The organism is Rhizobacter sp. P3_C12 (assembly GCF_056402735.1).
In genome coordinates this window covers 1-10965 of the sequence record NZ_JBFUGW010000212.1, presented here as the reverse complement: position 1 = coordinate 10965, position 10965 = coordinate 1, and the positions used below count along the sequence as shown (strand labels likewise).

11 protein-coding genes are annotated in these 10965 nt (G+C 70.8%); 2 read left to right on the top strand and 9 right to left on the bottom strand.

Annotated features, from left to right (window positions below):
- On the top strand, positions 1-1194 hold a 1194-nt coding region (gene mnmC1 / locus AC1DXV_RS25220), incomplete at its 5' end, for an FAD-dependent 5-carboxymethylaminomethyl-2-thiouridine(34) oxidoreductase MnmC1 (protein WP_477936116.1).
- Here mnmC1 and AC1DXV_RS25215 read toward each other — a convergent pair.
- From AC1DXV_RS25215 to rpiA, 3 genes are all read right to left on the bottom strand, one after another.
- On the bottom strand, positions 1195-2283 hold the full coding sequence (locus AC1DXV_RS25215; protein ID WP_477936114.1) for a PGAP1-like alpha/beta domain-containing protein: 1089 nt from the start codon (positions 2281-2283) through the stop codon (positions 1195-1197). It lies immediately after the preceding gene.
- 23 nt (positions 2284-2306) lie between these two features.
- Positions 2307-2495 carry a hypothetical protein gene (locus AC1DXV_RS25210; RefSeq protein WP_477873255.1) on the bottom strand — a complete coding sequence of 63 codons (189 nt, stop codon included), beginning with the start codon at positions 2493-2495 and terminating at the stop codon, positions 2307-2309.
- 78 nt (positions 2496-2573) lie between these two features.
- On the bottom strand, positions 2574-3233 hold the full coding sequence (rpiA, locus tag AC1DXV_RS25205) for a ribose-5-phosphate isomerase RpiA (protein WP_477873257.1): 660 nt from the start codon (positions 3231-3233) through the stop codon (positions 2574-2576).
- A gap of 63 nt (positions 3234-3296) precedes the next feature.
- On the opposite strand from rpiA, the gene AC1DXV_RS25200 reads away from it, so the two are divergent.
- A complete protein-coding gene (locus AC1DXV_RS25200; protein ID WP_477936112.1) occupies positions 3297-4343 on the top strand; it encodes a quinone-dependent dihydroorotate dehydrogenase in 1047 nt (348 codons plus the stop codon).
- A gap of 676 nt (positions 4344-5019) precedes the next feature.
- Here the strand turns inward: AC1DXV_RS25200 and AC1DXV_RS25195 are convergent.
- The 6 genes from AC1DXV_RS25195 to AC1DXV_RS25170 all read right to left on the bottom strand — a co-directional run bounded on the left by AC1DXV_RS25195 (position 5020) and on the right by AC1DXV_RS25170 (position 10832).
- On the bottom strand, positions 5020-5637 hold the full coding sequence (locus AC1DXV_RS25195) for a M48 family metalloprotease (RefSeq protein WP_477936110.1): 618 nt from the start codon (positions 5635-5637) through the stop codon (positions 5020-5022).
- 155 nt (positions 5638-5792) lie between these two features.
- The gene (locus tag AC1DXV_RS25190; RefSeq protein ID WP_465112198.1) at positions 5793-6422 is read right to left on the bottom strand and encodes a response regulator; all 630 of its coding nucleotides are present in this window, start codon (positions 6420-6422) and stop codon (positions 5793-5795) included.
- Complete coding sequence (locus tag AC1DXV_RS25185) at positions 6419-7783, bottom strand: HAMP domain-containing protein (RefSeq protein WP_477936108.1); 1365 nt, start codon at positions 7781-7783, stop codon at positions 6419-6421. The genes AC1DXV_RS25190 and AC1DXV_RS25185 overlap by 4 nt, the downstream gene beginning before the upstream one ends.
- A complete protein-coding gene (locus AC1DXV_RS25180) occupies positions 7780-8823 on the bottom strand; it encodes an alpha/beta fold hydrolase (protein WP_477872763.1) in 1044 nt (347 codons plus the stop codon). The genes AC1DXV_RS25185 and AC1DXV_RS25180 overlap by 4 nt, the downstream gene beginning before the upstream one ends.
- 50 nt (positions 8824-8873) lie before the next feature.
- Positions 8874-9746, bottom strand: coding sequence for a phosphoribulokinase (locus AC1DXV_RS25175; protein ID WP_477936106.1), 873 nt, complete (start codon positions 9744-9746; stop codon positions 8874-8876).
- 12 nt (positions 9747-9758) lie between these two features.
- Complete coding sequence (locus tag AC1DXV_RS25170; protein WP_477936104.1) at positions 9759-10832, bottom strand: class 1 fructose-bisphosphatase; 1074 nt, start codon at positions 10830-10832, stop codon at positions 9759-9761.
- Positions 10833-10965 lie beyond the last annotated feature (133 nt).

Here is a 10965-nt window from a genome sequence, read left to right as displayed (position 1 = left end):
CCGCCAGCGGAGCGCCGCGCGATCGTCGTCGGCGCGGGTCTGGCCGGCAGCGCCACGGCCGCCGCGCTCGCCGCGCAGGGCTGGCACTGCGAGCTGCTCGACCGGCACGCGAGCCCGGCGCAGGAGGCCTCCGGCAACCCGGCCGGCCTGTTCCACGGCATCGTCAATGCGCAGGACGGCACGCATGCGCGCTTCAACCGCGCAGCCGCGCTGGAGCTCGCGCGCGTGCTGGCCGATGCGCTGCGCGACGGCGTGCCCGGTTCGCTGGCCGGTTTGCTGAGACTGGAGACCGCGCTGCCCGATGCGGCCGCGATGCAGGCGGTGCTCGATCGCGTGGGCTTGCCGGCGACCTATGTGCAGGCGCTCGATGCCGATGCGGCCGGTCGCCTTGCAGGCCTGGCGTTGCGCCACCCGGCCTGGTTCTACCCGCAGGGCGGCTGGGTGCAGCCGGGCGCGCTGGTGCGCTGGTTCATCGCACAAGGCGGCGAGCAGATCCGCTGGCGTGGCGGCATTCAGGTCGAGTCGATCCACCACGACGACGAGGGCCGCTGGCACGTGAGAGACGTGCAGGGCGCGAGCATCGCCAGTGCACCGGTGCTGGTGCTCGCGAACGCCGGCGATGCGTTGCGGCTGCTCGGCCAGCCCGCGTGGTCCGTCGAGGCCGTGCGGGGCCAGCTGAGCTTCGCGCCGGCCGACACCGCGGGCTGGGCGCTGCCGCGCATTCCGCTGGCCGGCGCCGGCTACCTGCTGCCGCCGATCGACGGCATGGCGGTGTTCGGCGCCACCAGTGCGGCCGGCGACATGGCCGCCGAGTTGCGGCAGGCGGACCACGCCCACAACCTCGCGCAGTACCAGAACCTGACCGGGCAGGCTGCGCCGGTCGATGCCGGCGCGCTGCAAGGCCGCACCGCGTGGCGCTGGGTGGCGGGCGACCGCCTGCCGATCGTCGGCGCGGTGCCCGACCTTCACGCGCCCCGCACGCGCGCGATCGACCAGGTCCGCTTCGTGCCGCGCGTGCCGGGCCTGTTCGTGTTCACCGCGCTGGGTTCGCGCGGCATCACCTGGTCGACCCTCGGCGCAGAGACGCTCGCGTCGGCGATCACCGGCGCACCGGCGCCGCTTGAAAGCAGCCTGCTCGATGCGATCGATCCGGGCCGCTTCATCGCCCGCCAGGTGCGGCGCGACGCCCGCTGATCAGGCCCAGGCCGCGCGCAACCAGCGGCGCAGCGCGGCCGCGACGCGCGGGTGGTTCAGCAGGTCCATGTGGCCGACGCCGTCGATCTCGACGCGTTCGACATCACCGGCCAGCGCCGGATCCGCCGCGCTGCCGGGCCGCACCAGGCCGTCGCCCAGGCCCGCGACGAGCCGCATCGGCACCGCCAGCGTGCTCGGCGCCGCGCCGTGGCGCAGGTCGCGGATGCCGCGGCTGCGCGCATCGGCGAGCCGGCTCAGCGGCCGTGTCATCGCCGATGCATCCAGCACCGAAGAGAGCACATGCCCGGCCCGTTCCAGCGGCGCACCGCGGTGCGGTGTGCCCAGGCAGACCAGCATCCGGATGCGACCGAGCCACGGGCTGCCGTCGGCCAGCGCCTGCTCGCAGGCGGCGCGCGCGACCAGCCCGCCCATGCTGTGGCCCACCAGCACGATCGATGCGGCGCGCCCGGGCGTCGATTCGATCCATTGCGCCATCAGCGCCGACAGCGCACGGCCGTTGTCGCTGATCGACAACCCGCTGTTGTAGCGGAGGAAAAGCGGCGTGGCGCCGAACTCGCGCTCGGCCATCGCCGGGTAGGAATCGCCGGCCGACTCGGCACGCGCGACCGTCCAGCTGTGTTCGTCGCAGGCCAGCCCGTGGATGAACAGGCAGACCCGCTCCCCCGGCACCACGCCTTCGGGATACAAGGCCATGCGCACCGCGAGCGGGTTGCCCGCCGCCTGCAGCGCATCGCCGGCCACGCCGTTCAGCGCGCTGCGCAGGGCCTGCTCGCGCGCGCCGGGCTGGCGTGTCGGATCGGTGAGGCGTTGTTCGGCATGGCCGGCCAGCGTGAGGGCGGCGGCGCCGGTCTGGCGCACTGTCGTGTGGACCACCGTGCTGACCATGTCGTGCACCCGCTGCACCCAGCGGGCCGGCGCTGCGACCACGGGCACGTGCTGCAGCGTCGCGAAGGCCTGGTCGGCGATCGCCTGGTGCATCTGCTGCACCTGCGTGGAGGTCGCCTCGAAGCCGGCCTTCAGCGCGGCCGCGTAGGCGCCGGGCGCCGGCGGTTTGCCTGGGGGGCGCATGGCACCCACAGCATTCGCGGCGCTCAGGGCGCCGGCTGGTCTCCGGCGCCTGCTTCCTGGGTCTGGCCTTCGGAGGACTCGTCGCCCTGTCCGGCATCGCCGGAGCCCGGGCTGGTCTTGCGAAGCTCCTTCTCCTTCAGCTTCTCTTCCTTCTTCTTTTTCTTGGCCAGCTCGCGCTGGCGCTTTTCGAACGAGTAGTTGGGTTTGGCCATGGGCCGTCCTTTTTCAGCGGATTCGGAACAGGCCCGAGGTTACGCCCTTTTTGGGGGCGCGCGAGGCCCGGGAGTGGATCAGAACGTCAGCGTCTTCACGCCCTGCGCGGTGCCCAGCAGGCAGGCGCCGGCCCGGTTGCGCGCGAAGATGCCGACGGTGACGACGCCCGGCCACTGGTTGATCTCGCGCTCCATCGCCACCGGGTCGATGATGGCCAGGCCGCGCACGTCGAGGATGCTGCAGCCGTTGTCGGTGACGACGCCGGCGCGCAGCTGCGCATCGCCGCCGAGGCCGCGCAGCCGCCGCGCGATCTGCGCGGCCGCCATCGGGATCACCTCCACCGGCACCGGGAAGCGGCCGAGCGTGTCGACGAGCTTCGATTCATCGGCGATGCAGACGAAGTTCTGCGCGATGTCGGCGACGATCTTCTCGCGCGTGAGCGCGGCGCCGCCGCCCTTGATCATGAAGCCGTGGTGGTCGATCTCGTCGGCGCCGTCGATGTAGACCGGGATGGTGTCGACGGCATTGCTGTCGAGCACCGCGATGCCGTGCGCGCGCAGCCGCTCGGAGCTTCGTTCGCTGCTGGAGACGGCGCCGGCGATGCGGTCCTTGATGCCGGCCAGCGCGTCGATGAAGCAGTTCACCGTGGAGCCGGTGCCCACGCCGACGATGCTGCCGGGTTGCACGTAGGCCAGCGCGGCCTGCCCGACGAGGGCCTTCAGTTCATCCTGTGTCATGGCGGAGCGGGTCGTTTGAGACAATCCGCGATTATCCAAGACGCTGGTCCCCGCATTCATCCCATGGCCCTGGTTCCGTACGCCCTCACTCGCCCCTTCCTGTTCGGCCTCGACCCCGAGCAGGCGCATGACCTGACGCTCGGCGCCCTCGCGCGCATCCAGCGCACGCCGCTGATCTGTGCCGTTGCGCAGCCGCAGGTCGACGATCCGGTGACGGTGGCGGGCATCCGCTTTCCGAACCRCATCGGCCTGGCGGCCGGGCTCGACAAGAACGGCCGTTGCATCGACGGGCTGGCCGCGATGGGTTTCGGCTTCATCGAGGTCGGCACCGTGACGCCGCTCGGCCAGCCGGGCAACCCGAAGCCGCGCATGTTCCGCCTGCCGCAGGCGAACGCGCTGATCAACCGGCTCGGCTTCAACAACCAGGGGCTCGAGGCCTTCATCGCCAACGTGAAGCAGGCGCGCTTCCGGGCGCAGGGCGGCGTGCTGGGGCTGAACATCGGCAAGAACGCGGCGACGCCGATCGAGCGCGCGGTCGACGACTACCTGCTGTGCCTGGACGGCGTGTACCCGCATGCCGACTACGTGACGGTGAACATCTCGTCGCCGAACACGAAGAACCTGCGCGCGCTGCAGAGCGACGAGGCGCTGGATGCGCTGCTCTCGGCGGTGCAGGATCGCAGGCAGCAGCTGGCGAAGCAGCACGGCCRCGTCGTGCCGGTGTTCGTGAAGATCGCGCCCGACCTCGACGAGGCGCAGGTCGGCGTGATCGCCGCCACGTTGCGGAAGAACGCGATCGACGGCGTGATCGCGACCAACACAACGATCGCGCGCGATGCGGTGAAGCACCTGCCGCACGGCGAAGAGGCCGGCGGCCTGAGCGGCGCGCCGGTGCTGGCGGCCTCGAACCGGGTGATCGGGCAGCTGCGCGCCGCGCTGGGCGCGGGCTACCCGATCATCGGCGTCGGTGGCGTGCTGAGCGGTGCCGACGCGCAATCGAAGATCGCGGCCGGTGCCGACCTGGTGCAGCTCTACACCGGCTTCATCTACAAGGGGCCGGAGCTGGTCACCGAGGCCGCACGGGCGGTGGGTTCTCTGTCGTCCGTCTAGCCAATTTGAGGGTTGAATTGCTGGCGTAGTTCTGCGCGTGCAAAGGCGCGGGCGGAGGGTGTGGGGCTCGCCGGTCGGTGCGGTCATCGCCCCTGGCGGGGCGATGACTCCCCTGCGCCATCTGCTTTCATGAACCGTCGCCGAAACTCCCTCCACTCACTTCGTTCGTTGTGGTCAAACAGTCGGCGACAGTCAGTGCACGAAGCGCGCTGCGCGCGCGGTTCATGAAAGCAGACGGCTCCGGCGCCCCGCCCTGATTGGCGCTCCCCACACTCCCCGCCCGCGCCTTCGCTGAACCAGTAGCTCGATGCGGAATGAAGAACGAGCGCGGCTTGTAGCCCGGGTGCCAACCCGGGCATCCATTCCCATTTGTTCGCTTGTCAAAGTCGAAGGAGCAGKGCGGTGGCAYRAAGGCGCGTGGGGGGAGGCYGTGGAGCGCCAACAAAGACGGGTCGCCGGAGCTGTCTGGTTTCATGGCCCGCGTGCGCAGCACGCTTCGTGCACTGACTGTCGCCGACTGTTTGACCACAACGAACGAAGTGAGTGGCGGGAGTTTCGGCGACGGGCCATGAAACCAGTCAGCGGAGGGCAGTCATCGCCCCCCAGGGGGCGATGACCGACCCGGCCGGCGCGCCATGGCCTCCCCCCACGCGCCTTTGCGCACACCACCTATGCATCACTGCGCGCGCAGCGCAGCCAACCTCCGGTGCGTGCCCGGATGCGTCGCCGTGTCCTTGGTCACGCCGAGTCGCATGAAGGCCGAGATCACCGTGTCTCGTGACACGCCCATGCTCTCCAGCGTGCGCAGCGCAAACGCATCGGCCTCGTATTCCTGCTGGTAGGCCAGGCCCGACGCTTCGCGCCCCAGGCGGCCGGCGACCGGGTCGGTCTGCTCGGGGGTGACGCTGCCCGGCACCCATTTCTGGTACATCACGCCCATTTGCGCCCAGTGCGCCAGCGCCACGTGGCCCAGCTCGTGCGCCAGCACGAACTGCCGGCCCTCGTCGGACCAGTCGCCCAGGCCTTCATTCACGATCACCACCCGGCCCTGCAGCGTCTCGGCGACCACCTCGCCACGCACCACGCGCAACTCGACCGCATCCTGCAACCCCAGCCGGTGCGCCAGCATCTCGAAGCTGTCACGCACCTTCTGCGCCCGCATGCTCTCGACCGGTGCCGGCGACATGCGCTCCAGCCGCACGCTTTGCGAGCGCTCCAGCACCTGCGTGATGTCCTCGCCCTGCGCGACGCCCACCACCGAGGCCACCCCCATCAACACCAGCCAGCGCCGCATCGCATCACTCTCCTGCGTGGGCCCGGACTGCAGGCCCTGTGAGGCATTACGACGCAACAAACGGGCCAGAAGCAAGGGTTTTCCCGCACATCCGCCTCGAATCGGGGGGCGCCGTGTCGCAGTGCACGGGCAAACCCGGTGCCATGCCGGACCCGTCACGCCTGGATCAGCCCCCAGTGCAGCGCCACCAGCGTCAGCTCGGACTGGTTGCCGGCCCCCAGCTTCTGCTTCACGTGGTAAAGGTGCGTGCCCACCGTGCTCGGCGACAGGTTCAGGTTGGCGGCGATCTGCGCCACGGTCAGGCCGCGCGCGAGCTGGATGAAGACGGAGAACTCGCGCTCGCTGAGGGCCTCGGCCGGGTTCGTGTCGCCCTTCATCTGGGCCAGCGCCAGCACCTGGGCGGTCTGCGCGTCCACATACGGGCGGTGTTCGGCCACCGCGGTCACCGCGGCGATCAACGCCTCGGGCGCGCCGCGCTTGGTCAGGTAGCCGAGCGCACCGGCCTGCATCACCCGCCGAGGGTGGGCTGTGTCCTCGTGCGCCGACAGCACCAGCACGCGGGCCTTCGGGTCCTGCGCCAGCAACCGCCGCACGGCCTCGAGCCCGCCCATGCCAGGCATCGACAAGTCCATCACCACCACGTCGGGCTTGAGCTTCGGGTAGTCGGCGCACGCCTGTTCGCCGGTGTCGGCCTCGGCCACGACCTCGATGCCGGCATCGGCCAGCAGCATCCGAAAACCCATGCGCACCAGCGCATGGTCGTCGACGAGCATCACGCGGATCATGCGGGGGCAACCTCCTTGGTGGGGGACGGCAGGCGCACCGTCAGGCGCACGCCATGCGGGGTGATGGACACCAGCTCGAAACTGCCGCCCAGGCCCTGCACCCGTTCGGCCAGCCAGCGCAGGCCATGGTGGCCCTTTTTCTGGGCCCAGTCCGGCGGCAGGCCGACACCGTCGTCGACGAGTTCGAGCAGGATGCCGTCGGCCGCGGCGCGCAGCCGCACGCCGACCCGCTGCGCCTGGCCATGGCGCAGCGCGTTCGTCAGGCCCTCCTGCGCGGCGCGGTACAGCGCGAGTRCCGCCTCGCTGCCGAGTGCCACGCCGTCCATCTCGGACTGCAGCTCGATCTGCACGCCGGGGTGGCTGCGGCGCGTGCGCTCGGCCAGGTCGGCCAGCGCCTCGGCGAGCCCGAAGTTGTCGAGCACCAGCGGCGCGAGGCGCGGGATGATGCCGTGCATCGCGTCGTACAGGCGCGACGACTCGTCGGCGATCAGGCGCGCCGCCTGCTCGGCCTGCGGATCGAGYGTGCGCATGCGCTGCGCGATCGACAGCGCCATGCTGCGCATCGCCGTCACCGACTGGCCCAGTTCGTCATGCAGCTCGCGCGCGATCAGGTGGCGCTCCTGCTCGATCTGGTGGTCGACCCAGCGCGTCAGCTCGCGGCTCTCGGAGAGCTGCAGCTCGGCACGCACCGCGCGGCGCTCGGTCTCGATGTGGCCCTGCAGCATGCCGACCATGCGGTTGAAGGCCTTGCCGATGGTGCCGGCCTCGGCCCCGGGCAGCGGCGGCAGCGAGACATCGAAGCGGCCACCTTCCAGCTGGTTCAGCGCCGCGACGATCTGGCCGAACGGCCGCAGCGTGCGCCCGACCAGCCAGTACACCAGCCCGTTGAGTACCACCAGCATCACGACGGCCCCGAACACCAGCGTGATGGCCTCGTCCCAGGCGTCGAGCACGGCGCGCGAGGCGTTCGCCTGCACCGTCAGCCGGCCGTCGGGCAGGTCCAGCGACTGCACGGCCGGCGGCGGCGCGACCAGTGCGTCGAACCAGTCGGGCGCATCGCGGCCCGGCTTGTAGGGCGATGGCGGCGAGGCATAGAGCACCGCGCCCTGCCGGTCGAGCAGCGTGATGTCGTTCGAGCGCACGCGGCCCATGCCCTGCAGGAAGGCCAGCACCGCCGGCGTGCCCTGGGCCGCGTAGCGCCACACGGTGCGGTTCATGAACTGCCCGGCCACGCGGTTGGCGGCCACCACTTCCTCGTTCACCGACGCGCGCATGCTGCGCAGCTCCAGGCCCATCATCACGAACAGGAACAGCAGCGTCAGCAGCCCGACGATCAGGTGGATCTTCAGCCTCAGAGTCATGACGACCCCTCGTCCGACGGGTACGTCGGACGGTCCCCCGAGGGGACACGGGCCGGCTTGGGAGCGGCCCGGCGCTCGGCCCGTTCTGCTTCGAAATGCCCGTGCGCTGCGTAGCCGTCCAGCGCCTCGACCATCGCGCGCACCATCGCCGGATGCGAGGGATCGTGGCCGGCGCCCTCGACGAGGCGCAGGTGGCTGTGCGGCAGGCGCTGGTGCAGCGCGACAGCGCCCTGGGGCCGGCAGATGCGGTCTTCGCTGCCGTGCAGCAGCAGCGTCGGCACCACCGGCAGGCGGTCGCAGCGATCGAGCAGCGGCGGGTCATCGAGCCAGCAGCGGTGCAGCAGGTAGTGGCTCTGCACGCGGTAGCGGTCGACCTGCGCCTCGAGCGCCGCGCCCGACGGCTCGGGCTGTGCCACGGCGCCGGTCGCGAGCGTGCTTTCCCAGCGCCACCAGGCCAGCGCGATGCGGCGCGCGGTGTCGGCATCCGTCTTGTCATCGATGGCCAGGCCTTGCGCGAGGAACGGCAGCAAGGCGCGGCGCTGCTCGGGCGGCGCGATGGATGCGAACTGCACCCAGGCCTCGCCCTGCCCGGCCGGAACCTCTTGAAAGAAGCCGGTGATGTCGTCCTCGCGCGCGAGGAAGGTGGCGCGCAGCAGCAGCCCGGCCACCGCGCCCGGATGCGCCATGGCATACGCCAGTGCGAGCGTGGCACCCCACGAGCCGCCGACCACCCGCCAGCGCGCGATGCCGAGCGCCTCGCGCAGCGTCTCCAGGTCGGCCACCAGGTGGGCGGTGGTGTTGTCGACCGTGCTGCCGCGCGGCTGGCTCCTGCCCGCACCGCGCTGGTCGGGGCTGACGATGCGGTAGCGGGCCGGATCGAAGAAGCGGCGCAGCAGCGGCGAGCTGCCGGAACCCGGGCCGCCATGCAGCACCACCACCGGGATGCCCTGCGGATTTCCGCTCTCCTCGACGTGCAGCACGTGGCCACCCGGCACGCGAAGTTCGTGCACGCGGTACGGTGCGGTTTCGGCGTAGAGCATGGCCGCGGCATGGTAGCCCGCGCCCCCGCCGCCGCGCTTCAGTGCTTTCGCTACAGCAAATTCTTCCGTTGCTCCACCAGCCGCATGATCATCGGCGTGAAGATCAGCTGCATCGCGAGCTCCATCTTCCCGCCCGGCACCACCAGCGTGTTGGCACGCGACATGAACGAGTCGTGCAGCATCGACAGCAGGTACGGAAAATCGATGCCGCGCGGGTTCGCGAAGCGGATCACCACCAGGCTCTCGTCGGCGGTCGGGATGGTGCGCGCGATGAACGGATCCGAGGTGTCGACCACCGGCACGCGCTGGAAGTTGATGTGCGTGCGCGTGAACTGCGGGCAGATGTATTCCACGTACTCGTGCATGCGGCGCAGGATCACGCTGGTCACCGCCTCGGTCGAATAGCCGCGCGTGCTGCGGTCGCGGTGGATCTTCTGGATCCACTCCAGGTTGATCACCGGCACCACGCCGATCAGCAGGTCGGTGAAGCGCGCCACGTCGACCTTGTCGGTCGTCACGCCGCCGTGCAGGCCCTCGTAGAACAGCAGGCTGCTCGGCGGCAGCGGCGCCCAGGCGGTGAAGGTGCCCGGCGGCTGCTGGTACGGCGCGGCCTCCTCGTCGTTGTGCAGGTACTTGCGGCTTTGCCCGGTGCCGGTCTCGGCATAGCTGCGGAACAGCTCTTGCAGCTCGGCGAACAGGTTGGCGTCCTCGCCGAAATGGCTGAAGTGCGGCCGGTGGTTCTGCTCGGCCTCGGCCATCGCCGCCTTCATGGCCTCGCGGTCGTAGCGGTGGAAGCTGTCGCCTTCGACGATCGCGGCCGCCACGCCCTCGCGGCGGAAGATGTTCTCGAAGGTCTTCGTGACCGAGGTGGTGCCGGCGCCGGACGAACCGGTGATGGCGATGACGGGGTGCAGCGCGGACATGGCAGCGCCCCCTCAGACCGTGGCCGCGAACAGGCCGCGCTTGCCGAACAGCGGCGAATCATAGGCGGCCGCCGGTTCGTCGCGGTGGTAGGTCTCGATGCGCGCCACCTCGTGGCGCGAACCGAAGACGAAGCCGATGCGCTGGTGCAGCGCGTCGGGCTGCACCTCCATCAGCCGCGAGCGGCCGGTGCTCGCGCCGCCGCCGGCCTGCTCGATCAGGAACGAGATCGGGTTCGCCTCGTACAGCAGGCGCAGCCGGCCGGCACGCGACGGATCCTTGCTGTCGCGCGGGTACAGGAACACGCCGCCGCGCATCAGGATGCGGTGCGTCTCGGCCACCAGCGAGGCGATCCAGCGCATGTTGAAGTCGGCGCCGCGCGTGCCGGTCTGGCCGGCCAGGCACTCGTCGACGTAGCGCTTGACGGCCGGCTCCCAGAAGCGGCTGTTCGACGCGTTGATCGCGAACTCGCAGGTCTTCTCGGGAATGCGCAGGCCGGGGTGGCTGAGCACCCATTCGCCGAGCAGCGGGTCGAGCGTGAAGGCATGCGTGCCGCGGCCGAGCGTCAGCACCAGCATGGTCGACGGCCCGTAGATCGCGTAGCCGGCGCAGACCTGCTGCGTGCCGGGCTGCAGGAAATCCCGCGGCTGCGGATCCTGCCCCGGCGTGACCGCGCGCAGCACCGAGAAGATGCTGCCGACCGCCACGTTGACGTCGATGTTCGACGAGCCGTCGAGCGGGTCGAACAGCAGCAGGTACTTGCCGCGCGGATGCTCGGGCGGCAGCGTGTACGGCGCCTCCAGCTCCTCGGACACCATGCCGGCCAGGTGCCCACCCCACTCGGTGGCGCGCAGGAACAGCGCGTTGCCCAGCACGTCGAGCGTCTTCTGCTCCTCGCCCTGCACGTTGCCGGTGCCGGCGCTGCCGAGCGCGCCGTCCAGCGCGCCATAGGCCACCTTGCGTGCGATGGTCTTGCAGGCGAGCGAGAGATCGGTGATCAGCGCGTTCAGGTCGCCGGTGGCCTCGGGGTGGCGGCGCCGCTCCTCGATCAGGAACTGGGTCAGGGTCGAACGTCCTCCGGTGAGCATGGCGTGTCTCCTGGTTATTGATGAATCGGTGTGCGCACTGGCAGGCGGGCCAGCAGGTCGGCGGGCGCTTCGAGGCGCCACGTGCCGGCGGGCGGCGGCGATCCGTAGCCCCAGGCGGCCCACGCGGCCTGGC